Source organism: Microcystis aeruginosa NIES-2549 (genome assembly GCF_000981785.2).
GTDB lineage: Bacteria > Cyanobacteriota > Cyanobacteriia > Cyanobacteriales > Microcystaceae > Microcystis > Microcystis aeruginosa_C.
In genome coordinates this window covers 3964239-3987306 of the sequence record NZ_CP011304.1, presented here as the reverse complement: position 1 = coordinate 3987306, position 23068 = coordinate 3964239, and the positions used below count along the sequence as shown (strand labels likewise).

Annotated in this window: 20 protein-coding genes and 2 pseudogenes; 11 read left to right on the top strand and 11 right to left on the bottom strand. The window is 43.3% G+C overall.

Annotated elements, in window-relative coordinates; genetic code table 11:
- Nucleotides 1-429: 429 nt before the first annotated feature.
- From myaer_RS19565 to myaer_RS19550, 4 genes are all read right to left on the bottom strand, one after another.
- Complete coding sequence (locus myaer_RS19565) at nucleotides 430-1989, bottom strand: HlyD family secretion protein (RefSeq protein WP_046663307.1); 1560 nt, start codon at nucleotides 1987-1989, stop codon at nucleotides 430-432.
- Nucleotides 1990-2015: 26 nt separating this feature from the next.
- A complete protein-coding gene (locus myaer_RS19560; protein ID WP_046663306.1) occupies nucleotides 2016-3941 on the bottom strand; it encodes an ATP-binding cassette domain-containing protein in 1926 nt (641 codons plus the stop codon).
- A gap of 43 nt (nucleotides 3942-3984) precedes the next feature.
- On the bottom strand, nucleotides 3985-5172 hold the full coding sequence (locus tag myaer_RS19555; RefSeq protein WP_052734206.1) for a type III polyketide synthase: 1188 nt from the start codon (nucleotides 5170-5172) through the stop codon (nucleotides 3985-3987).
- 153 nt (nucleotides 5173-5325) lie between these two features.
- A complete protein-coding gene (locus myaer_RS19550; protein WP_046663305.1) occupies nucleotides 5326-6939 on the bottom strand; it encodes a cytochrome b5-like heme/steroid binding domain-containing protein in 1614 nt (537 codons plus the stop codon).
- A gap of 126 nt (nucleotides 6940-7065) precedes the next feature.
- Between myaer_RS19550 and myaer_RS21415 the strand changes: the two genes are divergently transcribed.
- Nucleotides 7066-7215 (top strand): hypothetical protein, encoded by a 150-nt coding sequence (locus myaer_RS21415; protein WP_158524814.1) that lies wholly within the window; start codon nucleotides 7066-7068, stop codon nucleotides 7213-7215.
- A 48-nt stretch (nucleotides 7216-7263) separates the two neighbouring features.
- On the opposite strand, the gene myaer_RS19545 is transcribed toward myaer_RS21415, so the two are convergent.
- Both myaer_RS19545 and myaer_RS19540 read right to left on the bottom strand, forming a co-directional pair.
- Complete coding sequence (locus myaer_RS19545; RefSeq protein WP_002800017.1) at nucleotides 7264-7593, bottom strand: hypothetical protein; 330 nt, start codon at nucleotides 7591-7593, stop codon at nucleotides 7264-7266.
- A gap of 621 nt (nucleotides 7594-8214) precedes the next feature.
- Nucleotides 8215-8868, bottom strand: coding sequence for a hypothetical protein (locus tag myaer_RS19540; protein WP_052734205.1), 654 nt, complete (start codon nucleotides 8866-8868; stop codon nucleotides 8215-8217).
- Between the two features lie 575 nt (nucleotides 8869-9443).
- On the opposite strand from myaer_RS19540, the gene myaer_RS19530 reads away from it, so the two are divergent.
- Nucleotides 9444-10106, top strand: a complete 663-nt coding sequence (locus tag myaer_RS19530) for an ABC transporter ATP-binding protein (protein ID WP_046663860.1) — start codon at nucleotides 9444-9446, stop codon at nucleotides 10104-10106.
- 12 nt (nucleotides 10107-10118) lie between these two features.
- On the opposite strand, the gene myaer_RS19525 is transcribed toward myaer_RS19530, so the two are convergent.
- Together myaer_RS19525 and myaer_RS22760 are read right to left on the bottom strand one after the other, a co-directional pair.
- Nucleotides 10119-11405: an ABC transporter permease gene (locus tag myaer_RS19525; RefSeq protein WP_046663303.1), complete on the bottom strand. Its 1287-nt coding sequence runs from the start codon at nucleotides 11403-11405 to the stop codon at nucleotides 10119-10121.
- A gap of 207 nt (nucleotides 11406-11612) precedes the next feature.
- Nucleotides 11613-11711, bottom strand: a pseudogene (locus myaer_RS22760) (aluminum resistance protein); the annotation flags it as partial.
- A gap of 664 nt (nucleotides 11712-12375) precedes the next feature.
- Here myaer_RS22760 and myaer_RS19515 point away from each other — a divergent pair.
- The 6 genes from myaer_RS19515 to myaer_RS19490 all read left to right on the top strand — a co-directional run bounded on the left by myaer_RS19515 (nucleotide 12376) and on the right by myaer_RS19490 (nucleotide 19269).
- Nucleotides 12376-13209, top strand: coding sequence for an acyl-CoA desaturase (locus myaer_RS19515; RefSeq protein WP_046663300.1), 834 nt, complete (start codon nucleotides 12376-12378; stop codon nucleotides 13207-13209).
- Between the two features lie 304 nt (nucleotides 13210-13513).
- Entirely contained in the window at nucleotides 13514-14686 is a 1173-nt protein-coding gene (gene dxr, locus myaer_RS19510; RefSeq protein WP_046663299.1) for a 1-deoxy-D-xylulose-5-phosphate reductoisomerase, read from the top strand.
- A 481-nt stretch (nucleotides 14687-15167) separates the two neighbouring features.
- Entirely contained in the window at nucleotides 15168-16463 is a 1296-nt protein-coding gene (gene proA / locus myaer_RS19505; protein ID WP_046663298.1) for a glutamate-5-semialdehyde dehydrogenase, read from the top strand.
- A gap of 15 nt (nucleotides 16464-16478) precedes the next feature.
- Entirely contained in the window at nucleotides 16479-17150 is a 672-nt protein-coding gene (locus tag myaer_RS19500; protein WP_046663297.1) for a riboflavin synthase, read from the top strand.
- 144 nt (nucleotides 17151-17294) lie between these two features.
- On the top strand, nucleotides 17295-18572 hold the full coding sequence (ahcY, locus tag myaer_RS19495; protein ID WP_002732258.1) for an adenosylhomocysteinase: 1278 nt from the start codon (nucleotides 17295-17297) through the stop codon (nucleotides 18570-18572).
- Nucleotides 18573-18663: 91 nt separating this feature from the next.
- Nucleotides 18664-19269, top strand: coding sequence for a DedA family protein (locus myaer_RS19490; protein ID WP_045360674.1), 606 nt, complete (start codon nucleotides 18664-18666; stop codon nucleotides 19267-19269).
- A 114-nt stretch (nucleotides 19270-19383) separates the two neighbouring features.
- Here myaer_RS19490 and myaer_RS19485 read toward each other — a convergent pair whose 3' ends face one another.
- Nucleotides 19384-19608, bottom strand: a complete 225-nt coding sequence (locus tag myaer_RS19485) for a hypothetical protein (RefSeq protein ID WP_071846507.1) — start codon at nucleotides 19606-19608, stop codon at nucleotides 19384-19386.
- A 335-nt stretch (nucleotides 19609-19943) separates the two neighbouring features.
- Between myaer_RS19485 and myaer_RS19475 the strand changes: the two genes are divergently transcribed.
- Together myaer_RS19475 and myaer_RS19470 are read left to right on the top strand one after the other, a co-directional pair.
- Nucleotides 19944-20147: a DUF433 domain-containing protein gene (locus myaer_RS19475; RefSeq protein WP_046663291.1), complete on the top strand. Its 204-nt coding sequence runs from the start codon at nucleotides 19944-19946 to the stop codon at nucleotides 20145-20147.
- Entirely contained in the window at nucleotides 20144-20341 is a 198-nt protein-coding gene (locus tag myaer_RS19470; protein ID WP_071846506.1) for a DUF5615 family PIN-like protein, read from the top strand. The genes myaer_RS19475 and myaer_RS19470 overlap by 4 nt, the downstream gene beginning before the upstream one ends.
- Here myaer_RS19470 and myaer_RS19465 read toward each other — a convergent pair.
- A pseudogene (locus tag myaer_RS19465) lies at nucleotides 20338-20571 on the bottom strand (peptide deformylase); the annotation flags it as partial. The gene myaer_RS19470 and the pseudogene myaer_RS19465 sit on opposite strands and share 4 nt — an antisense overlap.
- Nucleotides 20572-20655: 84 nt before the next feature.
- Between myaer_RS19465 and dnaA the strand changes: the two are divergent.
- Nucleotides 20656-21990, top strand: coding sequence for a chromosomal replication initiator protein DnaA (gene dnaA / locus myaer_RS19460; protein WP_046663290.1), 1335 nt, complete (start codon nucleotides 20656-20658; stop codon nucleotides 21988-21990).
- A gap of 92 nt (nucleotides 21991-22082) precedes the next feature.
- Here the strand turns inward: dnaA and myaer_RS19455 are convergent, their stop codons facing one another.
- Nucleotides 22083-23033 carry a heme o synthase gene (locus myaer_RS19455; protein ID WP_008202059.1) on the bottom strand — a complete coding sequence of 317 codons (951 nt, stop codon included), beginning with the start codon at nucleotides 23031-23033 and terminating at the stop codon, nucleotides 22083-22085.
- Nucleotides 23034-23068: the final 35 nt, after the last annotated feature.

The window sequence follows — 23068 nt, the reverse complement described above, 5'->3', positions numbered from 1 at the left end:
TCAACAGGTTGAAATGCCGCTCACATCGTGGAAATCCCGTTGCAATAGTACGGCACTTTTGAGGAGAAAAAAGAAGACAAGAGCCACCCGAAAACTCTTAAAACAGGGGAGTAAGTCTTTTCCAAGACTGAAATAAACTAAAAACATTTTGCCGTAAGGCAGATAGGGTAGGGCATACCCGAATCTTGGTTGAAAGACCAAAACGCTTGGAGAGCTATCCACAAGTGGACAACTAGATAACAAGTGATATTCTAGTAGGTTCGGATAGGACATAATCGTGTAAGACGTGAGTAGGGGAAACCAGAAAGCGCGGTGATGAGCTTCAAGAATCCCTCGCCTGAGCGCTTCGGGGATTGTCAACAAGCCTACTGATCATACAACGTCAATCCTTCCGCTGAAAACATCTGCCAAGGTTGACAATAGGAATGATTAGAGCGGCCCACTTGGGGGGGGTGAGGCTCCCTGTGGTGGGGCCCCGGGGGGAGGGCCACCGGCAGCAGGTTCGTTCCCCCCACCACCAAAGAGACTTTGCCAAGAAAAACCTTGCCTTGGTCGGGTGTCCGAGGGTGGATTAATTAAGATATGTTCGGAGCCATCGAGTCCGCTTTTAACTTCGGTACGATTGCCGATAGTAACGCCAGTGGTAATGGGGACAAATCGGGGTGGTTGGTTAGGTGCGCCAACAAAAACACCAGTTTGCTCGTTCTGACGGGTAACGGCAATAGTTGGCACGGTTAAAGCGTTTTTCAGTTGGCCGACTTGGAAATCGGTAGAAACATTCATTCCCGCCTTTAATTCCCTGGCCGCCTTTTCTTCTAGGGTCACTTTCACTTCAAAACTGGTGACATTTTGTTCTACCGTTGCCTGGGTGGCAATCAGAGAGACTCGTCCATGGAAGATTTTATCGGGATAAGCATCGGCTGTAATCGTCACCTTTTGCCCAACCCGGATCTTATCAATGTTTTTTTCTGCTACATTGCTGACCACTTCATTTTGTGAAACCAGGGATAAAATCGAGGAAGAAGTGGCCGAAGATACGGAACTGCCGGTCGTAGTAGGAGCGACAAAGGCCCCCGGTTCAGCGTAGACAAAAGTAACCACCCCGTCAAAGGGTGCTTTGATGATGGTATCCTCAATCTGAGTTTTGACATTTTGTAGAGAACCCTGAGCAGTAGTCACCTCCGCCCGTGCTTGATCGATTTCCTCCTGTCTTGTTCCTGCTTGGAGAAGGTCTAAGACCTGTTGTTGATTTCTCACTTCCGCCTTTGCTTGAGCAATTTCTTCCGAGCGAGTTCCTTCTTTAAGGAGAGATAGCTTTTCTTGGGATTCAATCACGGCAGCCTGGGCGCTATCCCTAGTTGCCAGTTTTTCGTTTAAAGTCTGTTGAGATATGGCTCCTTCGTTGAAAAGTAGCTGATTGCGACGATATTCATCATCAGATTTTTGGAAAATGGCTTTTAAACCTTCTAAACGAGCTTTTTCTTGGGCAATTTCCTGAGAACGATTACCGGCCATCAGCTTTTGTAGGTTGGCTTCTAGTTGTTCCAGTTTCGCTTGGGCCTGAGCGATTTCTTGGGGACGATTACCGGCGATTAGTTTGCGGAGATTAGCTTGGGCTGCCGCTAGTTTGCCCTGGGATTCTAATAATTGACCCTGCCAATCAGAATCGTCCATTTTAGCAATTATCTGTCCTTTTTTGACAGTATAACCCTCATCTACTAGCAGTTCCTTCAAAATTCCTGCTGTTTTAGGGCTAACATTAACCACTTTTTCCGGTTCCACAGTGCCATTAGCGGAAACGATGATCGTTAAATCCGTCTGTTCCACGGCTACAGGCAGCGGACGGGAACTATCCCGGTGGGGGGTATGCCCAAACTGACGATAGGCGAGAACAATACCACCAATGGCTAAAAATAAAGCTAGTAATCCCAATGCCCAGCTAATTGCGGGCTGTTTGTTAAGTTTTTGGAAGGAGGAACTATCTGACATAGTGAGTAAGAAACTGGTGGGTTAATTTAGAGAGAACCTGATTGTTGAACAGTCTGTTCCGATTCCACAGCACCATAATCGAGCTTAATAATATGATCGGCTAGATGAAAATAGCGCTCATCATGGCTAATAACAATAACTATTTTTCCTCTTTCTTTCAGTTGTAGCAGTATCTGTTTATAGAATAGTTCCCTAAAACGGGGTTCTTGGTCGGCGGCCCATTCATCAAACACATAGATAGGACGATCCTCTAAATAGGCTGTTAATAAAGCCAGTCGTTTCCTTTGTCCTTGAGATAGTTCTGTGGTGGATAAAACTCCATTTTTGACCGTGACTTTATGGGCTAATTGCAGTTGCATCAGATAATTTTCTACCTCTTGATCGAGATTGGGGCGATCAAAACCGAGAAAACTATCGAATAAGTAAAAATCATAGAAAATTGCCGAGAAATGTTGACGATACCACTCCACATTATCTTGGGTAATACGTTTACCATTGAGGTAAATTGCTCCCGATAGGGGTGGGTATAGTCCTGTAATTAGTTTAGCTAAAGTTGACTTGCCGCTGCCATTGCCGCCAATAATAAAGATCAGTTCCCCTGGTTGCCAAGAAAAGCTAATTGGTCCGAGCAGAAATCCTTTTTCATCTGTCCTTGGCGGTGGTGGTGGGTTGCCTTTTTGAGAATAGGGGGGATGGGATGGAAAGGGAATTGGTTTCTTCTCGGAGGAGGGGGATTCTGGTGCTAGTGCTGGTAAACTATTGGCAAAACCTTGAGAAAGACCATTATGAGGAAAGGGTGGATGGCCTTCGGGAGAACCTTCGGGGGGGAAAGGTGGATGGCCTTCGGGAGAACCTTCGGGGGGGAAAGGTGGATGGCCTTCGGGAGAACCTTCGGGGGGGAAAGGTGGATGGCCTTCGGGAGAACCTTCGGGGGGGAAAGGTGGTAATTCTGGGTGATAGAGATAGGTGACAGCTTGAAATTGTAGTTGACAGGAGGGACTGATGGATAAAACTAGGGTATCTGCTTCCGAGAGACTGGAGAGAGATAATTTCATCCTTTCAATTTTTCGCAGGGCAATATTTCCCCGGACTAATTCAGGAATGCGATTGAGCATATTCTGCATTGGCAAGGCGATGAAAGTACCAATTAAAACATAGGCGGCCAACATCGTTAAAGGAATGTCTAAAAACAAAGGTAGAATGAACAGAATAAATCCCAAACTGAGAAACTGAGATAGTTGTCCAAACCCGTTAGCGATCGCAAATCTTTTCATCGCTTTGGTATTTAGTTGCCGAAGCCGTACAGCACTACTCTGCAATTCCTTCTCCATAAAAGCCTGCCTTTTGGACTGATTGAGCTTGAGTTCTTTGATGCCGCTCATCAAGGCTTTAAAATCCTTAAATAGGGTGTCTTCTTCTTCCCTCGACTTAAAAAATAAACGTTCGGCTTTATTCAGGATCGTTTGCACAAACCAGATGGCACTAACAGTAGAAGCTATCGTTAAGACGAAAAGGGCATTAGATAGCCAAGCAAAGTAAACGAAACAGCCGACAACTGTAGCAAAATCCACACAGATATTCGGCACGGATGCCACTGCATGAGTTAGGGTATGAACATCATCGGTAAAACTAACCAAAAGACGATTTTCTTTCAGTCTCTCTAGATGTTCTAAAGGAGAGGACAAAATATTTTTACTCAATTTCACTCGCAGTTCATAGATAGCATTCTGCGAGAGAAAAATCAGCATAAATTGCGAGATCATGCTGGTCACTATAATAAATATGGCCAAGATACTAAAGTATTGTAGAGCATTGACCGCATGACCCTCATGGACTTCTCGATTAATCAAAGAAATTAAAAGAGCGTTGCCAACACCGCTAACTAAACCTGCTACGATAGCAATAGTGATATGTTTCCAGGATATGGCCAGCAAAAATCTCAAAAATTCCATTAATTTTGTCCTCCTGTCCGGTGATAGATTTTCAAGGGTGGGGTTAAATCTTTTCTAGGAGAATTCCTTCAATACCAACTCCTGGGGCAAAAGAGAAGGCCAAACCTGTCAAAGATGCGGCGTTTTGACGAGTAACTCCGCTGTTATTTTGTTTAAGAGCTTGCGTCTCACATCCTTGTTCTAATCTTAAGATCATGCGTTCCATTACAAATAAAATCGCACAACTAAGTAGGTTGCCGTATTGACGGAGAACTCCCCAACTATCGGCCACTTGTTCATCATTTAAATCTAGGGAAAGTTGCACTTTTTCAATAATTTTTGTCCCTCCAGGGTGAACCATCCATAAATCAATATCTTCCTTGGTTATCTCATGACTATTCAGAAAATTAGTAATAATTCGACCGACACCAGACTCAATATAATCAGGTAATTGACGGGACAGCAGACAGGTAATACCATTGTCTCTAATGCCTAAGGTAATCCCGTCTTCGGTATTTTCAGCCAGATAACTAAAATTATCCCGAATGATAAATTTTCCTCGACCTTGTATTTGTTCTGGTTCGTAGGCTCCGATTACTACTGCCGCACAACCATCACCAAAAATACTATGAATGATAATGTCATTTAAATCATCTTGAAAAACGGCATTAATAGAACTTAATTCTAAACAAATTACTAAAGCTTTATGCTCAGGGTTGGCTCTTACATGATCACAGGCTACTCGTAAACCATTCATTGCGGCTGCACAACCCATAAAATTAACTGGCACTCTAGCAATGTTGCGTCGAAGTCCTAAACTTTTAATTAATTGAGCATCTATACCCGGGGCAACAAAGCCTGTACTGGTGACGAATACGATTAGACCAATAGAATCCTCGATCTTTTCTGTACTCAAAGGATTATGCTTTTTCTGTTGCTCCGATGCGGCTAAAATAACTCTTCTCGCCACATCTTCTGCTAGGGGAAGCCCATATTTTTCGTACATTTGCATTCGTTGTTCAATAGTTCCCTCTTCTCGACTAAAGTTAACAGTTTCTTCAGTTAATAAGTTAATAGCTAGATGCCTAGTGTCAATCCGGGTATGTTCGTAGATTTTTTCGATACGATGTTGATTCTTCTCTAGACCTTTGAGGTTAGCTAAAAATTTAGCGGCATCCGTTTGTTGGACAAGATTGCCCGGAGTGCCAGTGGCGAGACTTTCAATGACAGGTAAAAACTGAGAAGATTGCATGGCAAATATCAGAACCAGTTTAGGTATTATAGGGAGGGTTTCTGTCAACCAATTGCCTGGAAAGCTAGGGAAAAGTCTGGGTCTTTATTATATCCGTAAGATGCCCAATAATTTTCCCGAAACTTTCCGACAGAATTTCTGGTTTTTGTTGGCTCAAATTGAACCAATACCAGCCCAACCTTTGACAATATAGTCTAGGGTTGTTCTTAAGGCTTGCGGGTGAAAATGTTCTTTCAATAATCCCAACTCCTTCTCTTTGGCTAATCGGGATGGCACAGCTAGATAGTGTTTAATTAGCCCTGGTAGGCGGTCAAAAAAGAAGTTTTGAGGTGCCGCCCATTCAACTCCGAATTTTTCCGATTCTTCCCGGACAATATCTTCACTGATGATATTGGCAAAACCACTTTTTTGTTGGGGAAGAACGTGATGCACCCGGTGGGGAGCCAAGCCCGCCGAGAGAAAACAGTCAATATACTTATTACCTACCATAGTCAAATCGTAGGAATTTTTAATCTGCATAACCGCCCAATCTTGGGTTTCCCATTGAGGTGGTGCCATAGGATCTATTGGCGGTTCTTCGGCTTCAAAATCATGACTAGCCACAATCATAAAAGTGCTAATCCAGAGGGTAAGGAAAAACTGCGCTAACCAAGCCCAAAATTGGCCGTATAGACAAAAGATAACCAGTTCGATTAATAGTAATAAGTGAATACCAAAACTACCTAAAAAATGGGGTAATCCCAGCTGCCAACTGCCATACATATTCTTAACACCTGCTTTAAAAGCGAGGATACATAATTCCATAATGCGAACAAACATTCCCGTAACCACATGGCCTATTTTATGGAATGTATGTACTGGAACTCGATAAAAACGAGGCAATTCTAACATGAAGGTGAAAACATTCTTTTTGATATCAACATCGGTTTGGGTAAAGGGATGATGCAGTAAAGTATGACCGTCTGTTACTACTAAAGCGAGGGGAACGTAGTTAATATCAAAAATATTGGCAAATACCTTGTTTAATCCCACTTGTGGCCGATGAATTAGGTAGTGACCTACCCCTGCTAGGGCGATTCTTAGCATAGCGATGAGAGGCACAAATAGGTAAATCGGCATATACTGTCTGGCCTCTAAGTACAGCCCTTGCACCACAAAATAGATAAGAAAAAGACAGATACTGATAACATTAAACAGAAAATCCATGCGCTCCACTTTCTGTTTAAATTCTGGAGAGTAAACTCTGGCTTTAATCTTATTAAGCAATTGTTCTGGGTTGCGGAAATCATAGCGAGGAGTATCCCGCCAACCATTAAAATGCTCTTTAAATAAGAAGGCAGGAGCGTTGTATTTAGGATGAATATGCTCTGGTCTTCCCTGTTGTCCAAGGGAATATTTTTGCAGGACTTTTTTGACTCTTTCAGGATTGGGATGAAAGATATTGACAATCGTGGTTATATCTCTGTTCTTGGTACGTCCAATAAAAAATTGTCCCCCCGGATGCTTGGCAATAAATTCCGTGAGATCATAGGCTTCTCCTTCATAAATCCAGACATTCGGCAACGGTGTACCGTCGGGGGGATGGGGCGGTGGTTCGATATCTCCTGGCAAGGGGGGCGGCATGAAGGGACTCACTCCACCTTGATTATGAGGCGCCCCCCGGCCGGCATCTGTGGGCGGCAATGAGGGCATCACTCCTGACTGATTAGGAAATGGTGTTGGTGCTGGGACGTTTTGGGGAGTATTGATTTTTTGTTCTGAGTTCATGGTAAATTTTTATCCTCGTTTGACTATATTTTCTCTGGCAGAATCCTGACCTAAGCTGGCGGGGAAAATCAAGATAACGCTCTCTTAAGTCTCTGGGGTTGTGTAGATAGGGATTGACCGAGTAGGATGGAATCTAAAAATGTTTTTTTGAGAGGTGCTAAAGGTAAATTCCCAGGGCTTATAGAGGGAAATAACTATGTGATCAGGGAAAAATTAGGAATTGCCAAAATTGTTGTATCTCAAAAAAACGGTATAAAAGTTCTTCGGCAACTATGACATTTCTGCTCTTTGGTAAGCAGACAAGCAACCGAAGAACCAGACCAATTAGGACTGACTACGTTCAAAGACTCGTAAGATTAAATAACCCAAAGCGGCAATTTCTGGCGGTGAGTTTTGTAACATTCCCCCTAAAGCTTGAGCCTGTTCATCATTACCGAGTAATTGTTTTAAGAGTTCTTGATCTTGTTCTGTTAGACGCGGTAGATTGGCCGGTCCTGCCCCAGTCGGTGCAAAGGGCTGCGGTGTCCCCGGAGGATTGTTCTGGTGTCCACCAGGTGGAAACCCTTGATGCGCTCCGGGAGGAGGACTTTGAGGCACACCAGGAGGAGGGCTTTGCGGGGCAGCGGGGGGGTGAGGATGTCTTGGTGTTAACATTGATTGATTTCTCCGTATATTTACTATTTAGTTTTTTTATTTTATTCTCACTATTTGCCAGTGATTCCAGATATTTTTTATTTCTTAATAATTTCCTCTCTTGAGCAAAAAAAGAGTTTTAATCAAGTGTCTAGTTGAGATAACTCCCAGAAAGTGGACAAAGTTGGATACATTCATCTTTAAATGTGGACATAGTTGGAACTTACCGATAAAAATAGCAGTTGATAGTCAAACAGCACTGAAAAAATTTACTTTATATTTGTTAACATAGTGCCATTTTTGACATTCCAGTGCTTAACCTAATTTCTAGGACAAAATTATCCCAAAACACCCGTGGTAAAAACGATGATTTTCTGGCAGACGATTACAAAAATTTATCTTTTAGGCGGGGAGCATCCCAATTTGGCACGTTAGCCATTCTCAGGGGAACTGAAACCCTTTCTATTGCCTTACTATTGGTAATAATTTTACGAAAATGGTATGCTCCCTTTAGGCGAAGTAAGACTGCTATTCTGCTATTGGGAGCATCTCATTCATGCAGGTGAGTAATTATATTTATCCCTAAAACTGTTTTCTAGCAAGGCTTTCAAAATAGATTGACATAAAAACCTGATTTAGGGGTTACAAAGGTGAGATGCTTCCACTGCTATTTTTAGCTTGACTGACATCTTCCTCACTCCCCGATATCAGCAAAACATATTTGCCTGCTCTGATTTCAGTCTCGTATTGCAGTGCTTTATGCTTGGGAATGCCCAATCCCTCTGTTAGTCCCCCAGTTGCTGAGATTGCCGCCGGATCAAGGCCATCAGTAATCATTTTTTCCACATAACTTACCAGTGTTCTCGCAATCGGTCCGGCAATCAAAACAGGTCCTGTGCCTGGAATAAATAGTATTCCAGCTGCTTCTGCTCCTACTAAGGCCAAGCCAACTGCTGAAGATGGTAATCTTCCGGGCAAGAAATGAGTACAGGGGGGTTGAACCCCTTCCGGATGAAGGGGTTCAACTCTTTCTGAGACAGGAGGTTGAACTCCTTCCAGATGAGGGGGTTGAATGCCCATTGGGTGGTAAGGAGGCTGCATCCCCTCTGGGTGAGGGGGTTGAATTCCTGCCGGGTGAGGTGGGTGGAAGTCTGCACCCTCTATGTTTGGGGTGCCAATGGTTTTTAGCAATGAAAGTTTTTTGATATCGAAGCCTTTTTTTTGTAACTCCAATACAACTGTGTTTGCTTCTTCATTGGAGGGGAATATACCGATGATCGAGTGAATATCTGTCATGAATTTCCTGTTTTTAGTACATATAGTCATTTCAATTAAGATTGAGAATATCAATCCCAGAGTTCATAAGGGTTTTGTCGGTCTAGAGTGTATCAGACTTATCTGAAATGACTATAATTGGATTATATCCAACATTCCGCAGTTCAGATTCCACTTCATAAATATCCCTCTTTGGGAGTATCTTATTTATGCAAGTGAGTAATTACACTTGTCCCTAAAACTGGTTTCTAGCAAGGCTTTCAAAATAGCTTGACATAAAACCTGATTTAGGGGTTACAAAGGTGAGATGCTCCCCCCTCTTTTGTCAAACCTTGATTTATCTTGGGCTGAAACGGCCTAATTTCCTGGAAATTTCCTAAACTGACAAAAGAGGGATAATTTTCGCAAAGCAATATCGTACAAGCCTTGCTCAACAAATTCTCAATAAGGAGGATTCATTATCAATATCAAGAAACAGATTAATTCAAGTGAACTAAATTAGATGAAGCCCTTGCACAGAAAGGCTTTCAGGTTTAATGATTTTTTTGTTTGTCAACCTGCGGAATGTGGGTATTAAATCACCCCTGGTAAAAACGATGATTTTCTTGCAGACAATTACAAAAATTTACTCTCTAGGGGAAGTGAAAATTCCTGTTCTTCGGGGCATAGATCTGGAAATTCAGTCAGGGGAATACGTGTCCATTATGGGAGCTTCGGGTTCCGGGAAATCAACCCTGATGAATATTATCGGCTGCCTCGATCGCCCGACGGGGGGACAATATATTTTAGAAGGCAGAAACTTAAAGAACTTGGACGATAACCAACTGGCATATATTCGCAATCAGAGGATTGGCTTTGTCTTCCAACAATTTAATTTATTGTCCCGCTCCACTGCCCTAGAAAATGTCATGTTGCCGATGGTCTATGCCAATGTTCCCAAGCCAAGGCGCCGTCAAAGAGCGATGCAAGCTTTAGCTAGAGTTGGGTTGACTAATTATCTCCACAATCGGCCTAGCCAACTTTCCGGGGGACAACAACAGCGAGTCGCCATCGCCCGGGCCCTAGTTAATCAACCGGCTCTGGTGTTGGCCGATGAGCCGACGGGGGCCTTAGATACACAAACTTCCCAAGAACTGATGGATTTACTAACCGAACTCAATCAACAGGGGATCACGATTGTGATTGTCACCCACGATCCTGATGTAGCTGCCCAAACTAGGCGGGTGATCCGTCTTCAAGATGGCTTAATCGTTTTTTAGGATGTATTGGCCTCAATCCCGTCGTAAAGCGGTAATCGGGTCTAAATGAGCGGCAGAACGGGCGGGAATTACTCCTGCTAACAAACCAACGATAAAAGATAAGCCAAATCCACTGATTATCGACCAACCTGACAAGACAAAGGGAAATCGGAAAATCTGGGCGCTACAGAGGGCGACTAAAATTCCCGATAATACACCGATGCCGCCGCCAGTCAGGGAAATCATCACCGATTCCGCTAAAAACTGCTGGAGGATGGCCGAACGGGTGGCCCCCACAGCTTTGCGAATCCCGATTTCCCTGGTGCGTTCCACCACGGAAACTAACATGATATTAGCGATGCCAATACCACCGACTACTAGGGAAATGCCAGCGATAGCCACCAGCATCACTGTAAACAAACCCACTACCGTGGTCAAGGTTTTGACCACATCTGTTTGGTTTCTAATGCTAAAATCATCGGCTTGAGCAGCGGCGAGATTGTGACGCTGACGCAAAAGATTAGTAATTTGATACTCGGCATTTTTCATCTGATCTTGCTGGTCAACTTTGACATAAATGCCGTTAACGGCCTTACCACTTAAAGAATTATTGCCCACCAGACGAGAAGACATATTGCTCAGAGGAATAAAGACCTGATCGTCGCGATCAATCGAACCTTCTGCACCTTTTGGCTCAAATACCCCAATAATTTCGTAACTATTTTTTCTTTCAATCCAAAGCTTTTTGCCGATAGGATTAGTATCATCGCCAAAGAGTTCTGTTAACAGAGTCGAGCCTAAAATCGCCACTGGTGTCGCCTGTGCCATTTCTTCCTCGGTAAAAAATCGACCTTGGCTGAGTTCTGTATTTCTGGCTTTCATGTAGTTGAGATCGATTCCCACCACATTAGTGGCATGATTGACCTGGCCCGCCACCACTGGTGCTGGACGCTGCAGATAGGCGGAGACCACCTGCACACCAGGAACTTGATTTTGAATAACTTTGGCATCTTCCCAGATTAAGGTACTACTGGAACCGCGGCCGAGACTAATCCCCCCGGTTCTGGCTTCTCCGGGTAAAATTTGTAAAACATTAGTACCTAGAGATTGAATTTTTTGTTCGGTGGCTTTTTGTACTCCTTGGCCTACGGAGGTGAGAGCAATCACGGAGGCAATGCCAATAATCACCCCTAACATGGTTAACAAAGTCCGCAGTTTATTACTCCAGAGGGCTTCGATCGCTATCGAGACAATTTCGCCGATCGCCACGGGATGAGGATGATTAGCCTGAACTATTTGTTTAGGTAAGTTAAGAGTCATTGAGTTCTATTTAATCTGGCTAAATATAGAGTTCTGATCGGATAAAACAGATATTTTGGACTTATTTATCTTTTTTTGTCTATAAATTACCTTATTTACTGTTTCTAGAAGAGATTAGGCTGTATTGACTGGGGCTTTCCCGTCCGATAGCATTGCCTATAAAAACCCTCACCTAGGGAAATCAATCGCTTCGCCATACTTTCCCAATAAGATTTTAGCGAGATTTTCCTTGACCTGTGCGTCAATTTCCGAAAAGATGGGGAGTAGGGCCTTTTCTGCCCTGTGGAGTAGAGAGGGGATATCCATCAAACAATAGACTGTGATATTTGTTACTATTTATCTCAAATGTCGGGGTGAAGACCGTTCGGCTAAGCTCACGGCCGAAGCCCTCGCTTTTAGCGACGGGATGAAACAAAGGGCAGCCTAGAACAGCACTTCGACAAGCTCAGTGACACGAAGCACGATTAAAAATAGGTGTCCAGTCTCCTGACAAAATCTCGAATAACTTCTTCTTTTAAGGGTCTTGACCTATCCAGGCAAAATAGCTACCATACAAGTATAGCGGATAGGGTAATCAACCGCTCTAAAAACCCATGTAGTCTAATCACTACGCTATCTGCACCTTGACAATCAAGAGCTGGGGTTCTGCCTAATTGTTCTAGTTTCTACCTGTAGGTAGGTAAAATCTTTGCAGGAACTAGACAAAGCAGTATTTGAAGCTAACACTTCAATTCAAGCAAATTTTGTAGAAATACAACTATCGTGGGGCATACGAAAAGTAATGCTTGGGGAGAGAACCACCTCTGGGTTGGATAACGCAAGGCATCTAATTTAAGTGGACTCGTTGAACCAAGAATCCCTCGCTTTTAGCGACGGGAGTGTCAATAAGCGTCAAAGTTCCCCCTGTGTCAAATCGAGACAGATAAGACAATGATGCTCTGTCTCCTGTTGTTTCCCTTTGGGTTATTCAATGACTGTTGCGACTTCCGAAAAACTTCCCATCGACTGGGTGACTCTCATCTACATGGCTTTTATCCACTTAGTGGCTCTTTTAGCCTTCTTGCCTGGCAATTTTAGCTGGGGTGCTGTGGGAGTGACATTGATTCTTTATTGGATTACCGGGGGTTTAGGAATTACCCTCGGTTTCCATCGTTTGGTCTCCCATCGGAGTTTTAAGACTCCCAAATGGTTAGAATACTTTCTGGTTTTGTGCGGAACCCTCGCTTGTCAGGGGGGTGCGATCTCATGGATAGGTTTACATCGTATTCATCATAAATATTCTGATACTGCTCCCGATCCCCACGATTCTAATAAAGGTTTCTGGTGGAGTCACATGGGTTGGATGTTACACGAAATTCCTGCCGACGAAGAAATTGCCCGTTTTACCCAAGATATCGCCGACGATCCTTTCTATAAATTCTGTCAAAATTATTTTGTTCCTATCCAAATTGTTTTAGGCTTAATTCTCTATGCTATGGGTGGTTGGCCGTTTGTAATTTGGGGAATTTTTGTTCGCTTGGTCTTAGTTTTCCACTCCACTTGGTTTGTCAATAGCGCCACTCACAAATTTGGTTATGTTAGCCATGAATCCCACGATAATTCTAAAAATTGTTGGTGGGTTGCCATCTTAACTTTCGGTGAAGGTTGGCACAATAATCACCATGCCTATCAGTATTCTGCCCGTCATGGCCTACAATGGTGGGAAGTTGACCTGACTTGGATGACCATTCGTCTGCTGCAAATTCTAGGATTAGCTACTAATATTAAGTTGCCTCCCACCACGGCAACGGCGACAGAAAGTTAGTTTTATTTAGTGGTTAAATAGATGATAAATCTAGCCGAACTTAAGTTTAAGTTCGGTTGTTTTTTCTGCGACTTAACCCAAATTTAACAGCAAACCATACCCCCCGCTAGACAGCCTCATCCATCGGTCTTTCTATGGGATTTCTTCCCTGTCACCATCTCTATCGCTAACTTTTTCTAACCCATAGCATAAAAAGGTCAAACTATCAACTTTTTTAACAAATATTTAATATTTACGCTGATGTGCCGGAAGGACACCAGAGAACGTATATTAAAAGCTAATCCCCAAATTATAGTAAGTTTCTATGAAAAAAATCTCGATTTTAGGCTCTACTGGCTCGATCGGTACTCAAACTCTCGATATTGTCACCGATCATCCCGATAAGTTTCAAGTGGTGGGATTAGCCACGGGTAATAATATTCAACTACTATCGGAGCAAATTCGGCAATTTCGCCCGCAAATCGTGGCGATTAACAACGAAAGTCAACTAGAAGACCTGAAAAGCCTAATTTCCGACCTTGACTATACCCCGATTATCCTAGCAGGAAAGGAAGGAGTAATCGAAGTGGCCCGTTATGGCGATTCCGAAAGCGTCGTCACGGGAATTGTCGGTTGTGCGGGATTGCTGCCCACGATTGCCGCTATTACTGCCGGTAAAGATATCGCCCTCGCTAATAAAGAAACCCTGATTGCTGGCGGTCCGGTGGTGCTGCCTTTAGTGGAAAAACACCGAGTTAAATTATTACCTGCTGACTCGGAACATTCAGCTATTTTTCAATGTTTACAGGGAGTTCCCCCTGGGGGATTAAAAAAGATTATTCTCACCGCTTCTGGGGGTGCTTTTCGGGATTTACCAGTGGAAAAATTGCCGCAAGTAACCGTAGCTGATGCCCTGAAACATCCTAACTGGTCTATGGGCAGAAAAATCACCATCGATTCGGCTACGTTAATGAATAAAGGTCTAGAAGTTATCGAGGCTCATTATTTATTTGGTGTCGATTATAATGCGATCGATATTGTTATTCATCCCCAAAGTATTATTCACTCTTTAATTGAGTTACAGGATACCTCAGTTTTAGCCCAATTAGGCTGGCCTGATATGCGTTTGCCCCTGTTATATGCCTTGTCTTGGCCTGAAAGAATTTATACGGATTGGGAACCTTTAAATTTAGTTAAAGCCGGCAGTTTAACCTTCAAAGAACCCGATCATCAAAAATATCCCTGTATGGGATTAGCCTACGCAGCTGGCCGTGCGGGTGGGGCAATGCCGGCAGTATTAAACGCGGCCAATGAACAAGCGGTAGCATTATTTTTAGAAGAAAAGATTAGCTTCTTAGATATTCCCCGGGTGATCGAAAAAGTTTGCGATCGCTTTACAATTCATAACAGTTCTACCCCTAGCCTAGATGATATTTTAGCCGCCGATAATTGGGCGCGTCAAGAAGTATCTAACTGTCTGATTGCCAATCTGGTCTAGATAGTCTAGATGCTGTAGGGATGTTAACTATAATGTCTCTACAGGTCTAGGATAGAAAAATCACTAATTTCGGCTATTTTTTCTATTTAACTAGATTTATGATGATCATGACAAGAGTTGATAACCTTCAATAAACCTCGAAAATAAAGATTAAATTGCCTAAAATCAGGGTTTTCTTATTCTTTGTGTGATAAGTTTAACTTATATAGGATCGATCTTTGTGTCCTTTGTGTCTTTGTGGTTCGTTCTAGTCGCTCGCTGGCAGGACTGTATCTTAGAGTACATTTTACCCACCAAACTCAAGAGAGCCAAATCTGTAAATAGACCATTTAATTAATTATTATTGATTCTTAATTCTCCTGGCTACTGAATCCTAACCCTAACAACAATTTTTGATTTTTACAAGAGGTCTAATGACCCTGAAACTTGCTCAAAAATAAGATAAAATAAACAAGATAGCGGTTATTACGTTTAATTTTCTATGGTTACAACTTCTCTATCCCTCCCCGAAATCGCCAGAGAAACCCGTCAAGCGAGTCGTCAACTGGCTATCCTGACTAACGAAGAAAGGAATGAAGCTTTAGAGGCTATTGCTGAGGCTTTGACTGCCAATGCCGATAAGATACTAGAAGCTAATATGGCCGATGTTCAAACCGCCAAGGCGATGGAATTATCTCCGGCTTTATGTGCGCGATTAGAGTTAAGTTCCAGCAAATTAAAAGCCGCTATTGCCGGGGTGCGAGATGTGGCTAAATTAGCAGATCCTTTGGCTACAATGCAAATTAATCGGGAATTAGATCAAGGTTTAACTCTTCGGAGAATAACCTGTCCTTTAGGGGTTTTAGGGGTTATTTTTGAAGCTCGTCCCGATGCTTTAATTCAAATTACCAGTTTAGCGATAAAATCTGGTAATGGCGTTATTTTAAAAGGGGGGAAAGAGGCTCTCCGTTCTTGTCAAGCTTTAGTAACAATTATTCATCAGGCCTTGAGTCAAACTAAAGTTAATCCAGCGGCGGTAAGATTATTAACAACAAGAGAAGAAATTCAGGAACTATTAAAACTTGAGCAATACATCGATTTAATTATTCCTAGAGGTTCTAACGAATTTGTGCGTTATATCCAAAATAATACCCGCATTCCCGTCCTCGGTCATGCCGATGGTATCTGTCATCTCTACATCGACAAAGAAGCCGATTTAAGCAAAGCAATTAGGATTACCGTCGATGGTAAAACCCAATATCCTGCCGCTTGTAATACCATTGAAACTTTATTGGTTCATCAAGACATCGCTAGACAATTTTTACCCGCATTGGCCCAGGCATTAGAGGAAAAAAAGGTTAAATTATTGGGAGATGAAACAACTCGTCAGATTATTAACGTACCATTGGCCACAGAACAGGACTGGCAAACCGAATATAGTGATTTAATCCTGTCAATTAAAATTGTCGATAGTCTAGAATCGGCAATCGAACATATTAATTATTACGGTTCTCGACACACGGAAGCCATTGTCAGCGAAAATTTTAACACGGCCAAAACCTTTAGCGATCGAGTCGATGCCGCCGGAGTTTTTCATAATTGTTCCACTCGATTTGCCGATGGTTTCCGTTACGGTTTCGGGGCCGAAGTGGGTATCAGTACCCAAAAAATGCCTCCCCGCGGTCCGGTGGGATTAGAGGGATTAGTGACCTACAAATATCAATTAGCCGGAGATGGTCATATTGTCGCCGATTATTCTGGGGAAAATGCCCAATCTTTCACTCATAAGGACTTATAGTCGAGAAAAAAGCCGATGTTTACAGGATTAATTCAAGCCTTGGCAACAATCCGGGTCGTGGATACCGACAGACTCTATTTGTCTGTATCCTCTGATACAATTATTCAAGATTTAATGATTGGTGATAGTGTGGCTGTGGATGGGGTTTGTTTGACAGTTGAGGAAATTCTCCCAGAGGGTTTTCTGGCCACCGCTTCCCCGGAAACCCTACAGCGCACGACTTTAGGACGAAGGATTAAAACAGAAACCAACGTTAACCTAGAAACCTCTTTGCGGGTGGGGAGTAAAATCGGCGGTCATTTTGTCACCGGCCATGTGGACGGTATTGGTTGTTTAGTCGAATCGATAATCGTGGCTAATTCTTGGGAAATGACCTTTGCTGCCCCTAGTTCCCTAGAAGAACAGTGGAATAACTACATAGCTCGTTATATCGTTGGTAAGGGCAGTATAGCTGTTAATGGCATTAGTTTAACCGTGGCCGATTGTGATGCCTCCGGCAGCTGGTTTAAAGTGGCAGTCATTCCCCACACCTACGCCGAAACCAATCTTTCCCATTTAAAATTAGGCGATTGGGTGAATCTAGAAGGGGATATTTTAGGCAAATATGTGGAAAAATTGTTAGGAATGCGTTCTTATCACCCTCCTAGCGAGATTAGCCTAGAATTTCTGGCTGAACATGGTTATTAAAAAATGCGTAACCCAGTGTAAATCTGATTGATAACTTTTTCCTATATAAAAAACCGGTGGAAAGCTTGACATTGGCGAAAATCCCCAGACAATGTTAAGTTAAATTAACCAATAGCCGAGGCTTGTATTTAAGGAAAACCCCTTATGGTAGCAACACCAGTTCAACAGAAATACGACATTAAAGATATTAGTTTAGCCCCCATCGGCAAACAGCGCATCGAATGGGCCGGACGGGAAATGCCCGTTTTGCGTCAATTAGCGGAACGTTACGCTATCGAAAAACCCTTTGCCGGACTGCGTTTAGTCGCTTGCTGTCACGTTACCACCGAAACCGCTAATTTGGCCATCGCGCTAAAAGCTGGTGGCGCTGATGCGTTACTAATTGCTAGTAATCCCCTTTCCACCCAAGATGATGTGGCCGCTTGTTTAGTGGCTGATTACGGCATCCCCGTTTATGCAATCAAAGGGGAAGATAACGACACCTATCACCGTCACGTTCAAATCGCCCTCGATCATAAACCCCAGATTATCATCGATGATGGCTGTGATGTAGTGGCCACCCTGGTTAAAGAAAGAAGTCACCAATTACCCGACATTATCGGTACTACCGAAGAAACTACCACCGGTATCGTCCGTTTGCAAGCCATGCTCAAAGCCGGGGTATTATCCTTCCCCGCAATGAACGTTAACGACGCAGAAACCAAGCATTTCTTTGATAATCGCTACGGTACAGGTCAATCTACCCTTGATGGTATCATTCGCGCCACCAATATCCTCCTCGCCGGTAAAACGGTGGTTGTGGCTGGTTATGGTTGGTGTGGTAAAGGTGTGGCTATGCGGGCCAAAGGTTTAGGCTCTAATGTAATTGTCACCGAAATCAACGCCGTGCGTGCCATTGAAGCGGCGATGGACGGTTTCCGGGTTATGCCCATGGATGAAGCCGCTAAGGAAGGCGATATCTTCATCACCGTCACTGGTAACAAGCACGTTATCCGGGCCGAACATTTTGACCTGATGAAAGATGGGGCGATTGTTTCCAACTCTGGTCACTTTGATATTGAAATCGACCTGCAAGCTTTAGGCGCAAAAGCCGATAATGTTAAGGAAGTTCGCAACTTTACCCAACAATATAGGCTAAAAAGCGGTAAATCCGTCGTTGTTATCGGTGAAGGTCGCCTAGTTAACCTCGCCGCCGCCGAAGGTCATCCTAGCGCCGTTATGGATATGAGTTTCGCTAACCAGGCAATCGGTGTAGAATACTTGGTTAAAAATCAAGGTAAATTAGCCCCCGGCATCTACTCGATTCCCTACGAATTAGACCAAGAAATCGCCCGCTTGAAACTGCAAGCCATGGGGATTGAAATCGATACCCTCACCGAAGCCCAATTAGAATATATCAACTCCTGGACTTCTGGAACCTAATATCAGTTATCAGTTATCAGTTATCAGTTATCAGTTCACTGTTTACCGAAAATACTTTACTTTAAAACTGTTTTCTAAATCCTAAAAAATTATGACTGAATGGATTACAAATACAATGACTTCTATGGGCTATTTAGGCATAGCCCTATTAATGTTTTTAGAGAATCTTTTTCCGCCCATTCCCTCGGAATTAATTATGCCCCTAGCGGGTTTTACCGTCCATGAGGGACAAATGGAATTTATTCCGGCAGTGGTAGCGGGGATTGTCGGAACCGTAGTCGGAGCGCTACCTTGGTATTATCTCGGTCGGGTTGTAGATGAGGAAAAAATTGAAAAACTAGCCGATAAATACGGCAAATGGATTACCGTTTCCGCTAAAGATATTCAAAAAGCCAATCAATGGTTTAACCGTCACGGTAGTAAAGCGGTTTTACTCTGTCGTTTGGTCCCCGGAGTACGAACTTTGATTTCCCTGCCTGCCGGGATGAATCACATGGCGATGATTCCCTTTTTAGTTTACTCCACCATCGGCACGACCCTCTGGGTCGTTTTTTTAACGGCAGCAGGTTACTTTTTAGGGAAGAATTACCCCCTTGTGGAAGAATATCTGGCTCCTGTGTCAAAAATCGCCCTACTTGCCCTGGTTATCTGGTTTATCCTCTGGATTATCCGCAAACGTAACCGCCGGTACGAGTAAATGTTGATGATAGGTGGTGCTTTACGACGGATTGTCTCCTTCCAGTCAAAGCAGCAATTTTTGCAGTCTAACGCGCCCTACGTTTTACTACCGACAACGCGGCAGCAAAGGTATCTAATCGCGCTGGCTACTCAAGACGGCCGTGATCAGCAAATAGGCCAGCGTCACCCCGATACTGATTTGGAAGGAATAGGGAGCGGCGCGGTATCGATACCAACTGGAAAAAGATTCAAGAATTCTCAGGGTGAACAACACCACCCAATTTAAGGAAAGCATTAGGAGGTAAAAAAACGCCCCGACTCCCAACGACTGCACAAACCGATTTTTTAATAAATCCATAGCCCTAACCAAGTTAACTAGAACTCTTGCCAATTAATTATATGTTATGATTATAAGCTAACTAATTTTCCCAAAAAAATTAGCATTACTTTTCTCTATCAATACTAAACAAAAGCACGATCTCACCCAAAACACATCTGCACATCGACCCTGATTAGAATCGGATAATTTCAATAGTACATCGCGAGCGTTGAAAACAGATATCAAATTCGCGAAAAAAGTTAGTTTGCGCCAGAATTAAGGGTATCTGAGAGGCTTGTACCCAGGCAAAGGCTAGACGAACGGGTTCCAAATTCCCAATTTGAACATAGACAAATAACCCCCGTGCTTCAACAATTACAGTTAATCCTCGGCAGTGCGGTGGTCGTGCCTGTATTCGAGGAATGAGAATCCTGGGATCAGATGTGTTAGCTCTATTCGCGGCAGGTTTAAGTGCGGGAGAAATTCTAGATGAAATACCTGATCTTGAGGCAGATGATTTGAAAGCAGCGCTTTTATATGCCTCACGGAAGCTTAATCACCCAGTTTTAGTGGCATGACAATTTGGGTTGACGCACATTTGTCTCCTGCAATTGCAACCCGGATTAGCACTAAACTTGAGATTGAAGCTGTGGCCTTGCGTGATCTTGGACCCAGAGATGCTGAAGATACTGAAATCTTTCAGGTTGCAAAAGCTCAAAGAGCTATCGTAATGACCAAAGACAGCGATTTTGTAGATTTAGTTGAGCAGTGAGAAGCAACGATAAACAGACGCAGAGACCGACCAACTTGGGGCGCGGCGATTCCCACCCCGTGGGCAGCTTGTACGGTGGTAATCAGGTAATCGCTCAAATTTTGACAGTCAGCATCGAGAAGATTATCGATCTCTGGTGCTTTTTGCTGTAGAATTGGATTTCCTAATTGGGTGATTGTTAAAACTTGCGTCATCTGTCTAAAGATTAATTGTTTCCCTCTGAAAATCATTTTATCTTGAGCGGCAAAATCTCGCTAAACTGATAAGGTTTCCCCACAGCAGCACCAGAGCAACTTTGTTAATCAAAATTAATTGTGGATAGCAGCGCCCAACAACTTTGGCATCATCTCCTAGAGCGTCTAAAATTACTATTAACCCGTCCCGCTTTCGAGACTTGGTTTCAAACGGCGACGGTTAAAGAATGGCAAAACGATCGCTTAGTAATTCAGGCTGCCAATCCTTTTATTCTTAACCATCTTCAGAAAAATTATCTGTCAACAATTGCCGAAGTAGTGGAGGAGATCGTCGGTTATCCCGTCGAGATTCAACTAACGGCACAACAGGGCGATTTGATCGCTATTTTCCAGCCTAACAGTAGCTTAGAATCAGAATTATCCCCCAGTAATCAACTTAACCCTAAATATAATTTTTCCCGTTTTGTTGTCGGGCCAACTAATCGCATGGCCCACGCGGCCGCCTTAGCGGTGGCGGAATTACCCGGACGCGAATTTAACCCGCTTTTTCTCTGTGGTGGGGTGGGATTAGGTAAAACCCATTTAATGCAGGCGATCGGTCATTATCGTCTAGAATTATATCCCCAATCCAGGGTTTTTTATATATCGACGGAACAATTTACGAATGATTTAATCACCGCTATCCGTCAAGATAGTATGGAAAGTTTTCGTAATCATTATCGCCATGCGGACATATTATTAGTGGATGATCTGCAATTTATTGAAGGAAAAGAATACACTCAAGAAGAATTTTTTCATACTTTTAATACCCTGCACGAAGCGGGAAAACAGGTGGTTTTAGCCTCCGATCGCCTGCCCAAACAGATGCCCAGTTTACAGGATCGTTTAATTTCTCGCTTTTCTATGGGATTAGTCGCCGATATCCAAGCACCGGATATCGAAACTCGTATGGCAATTTTACAAAAAAAGGCCGAGTACGAAAATCTGCGTCTCCCAAGAGAAGTTATCGAATATATTGCCGTTAATTATACTTCTAATATTCGCGAATTAGAGGGAGCATTAATCCGGGCTACTACTTATATTTCTATCTCCGGATTGCCGATGACGGTAGAAAATATCGCGCCGGTTTTAAATCCACCAATGGCCAAAATTGCCACTTCTCCTGAGATTATTATGGCGGTGGTAGCGGAAAAATTTCAACTCTCCATCGCCGATCTAAAAGGAAATTCCCGCCGACGAGAAATTAGTTTTGCTCGACAGATTGGGATGTATTTGATGCGTCAACACACGGATTTAAGTTTACCGCGCATTGGCGAAGAATTTGGCGGCAAAGATCACACCACCGTTATTTATAGCTGTGATAAAATCAATCTTTCCCAGCATCAAGATCGACAATTACAAGACATCTTAGCCCAACTAATCGAGCGAATTAACTCCCTCAGTCGCAATCAGTAGTCGGGAATTGGGGAGATAGGGTTTTTCAGTTATCAGTTCACTGATAACTGTTTACTGATAACTGATAACTGATAACTGATTCAAAACTGAGATTAACTACAGGAGAATAAACTGGCAATTGTAGCGAGGAGACGAGAGGTCATGGGTAAACTATCGATCACCATAGCTGTACATAATAACATCATGTAAAGAATGGAATATTTAAACAGCGATCGAGCCATGTCCCGATCGAAAGGATTCTGTTTTAATCGCCAAGCTTTTTTCAGGAAAACAAACCCTAAAATTAAAGCCGCTACACCATAAACCACACCACAGGCAGCCAAGGGATAAATCAGGAGGAAAGTGAAAGGAACAACGATTAAAGTATAGAGCCAAATCTGCTCGCTAGTGGCTTCTTCCCCTTTAACTACGGGCATCATCGGGATATCCACTTCTGCATAATCATCCTTGATCATTAAAGCCAAAGCCCAAAAATGGGGAGGAGTCCAAAGGAAAATAATTGCGAATAAAATCCAAGGAATCCAACCGAGATCGCCCGTTACTGCCGCCCAACCGACGAGGGGAGGAATCGAGCCAGCTGCGCCACCGATAACAATATTTTGGACACTATGACGCTTGAGCAGATGGGTATAAATCAGCATATAAAATGCGATACCGGTCATTGCTAAAAATCCGCTCAAAGTATTGACAAAAAAGACAAAAAGTGCTAGGGAAAGGGAGGCTAAAACGAGGGCAAAAATGAGGGCGTGGAGGGGTTGCACGCGACCGGAGGGAATAGGACGGGCGCGGGTGCGAAGCATGGTGTGATCGATGTCGCGATCATAGATGCAGTTTAAGGTTTGAGCGGCGGCGGCGGCGAGAGTGCCACCGAGGAGGGTAAGAAAGAGTAAGAGGGGGGAAACCTGACCTTTAGAGGCGATTTCCATAGAAGCAGCCGTGGTAATCAGCAGTAGAGGAATAATTCGGGGTTTGGTGAGTTGATAATAACTTTTAGCGACTTGTAAAAAATTATCGTGGTGGCGAAGGGCTTGAGTTCCAGTCATCGTGGTTAAATCCTTAGAGATGGCTTATAAGTAAT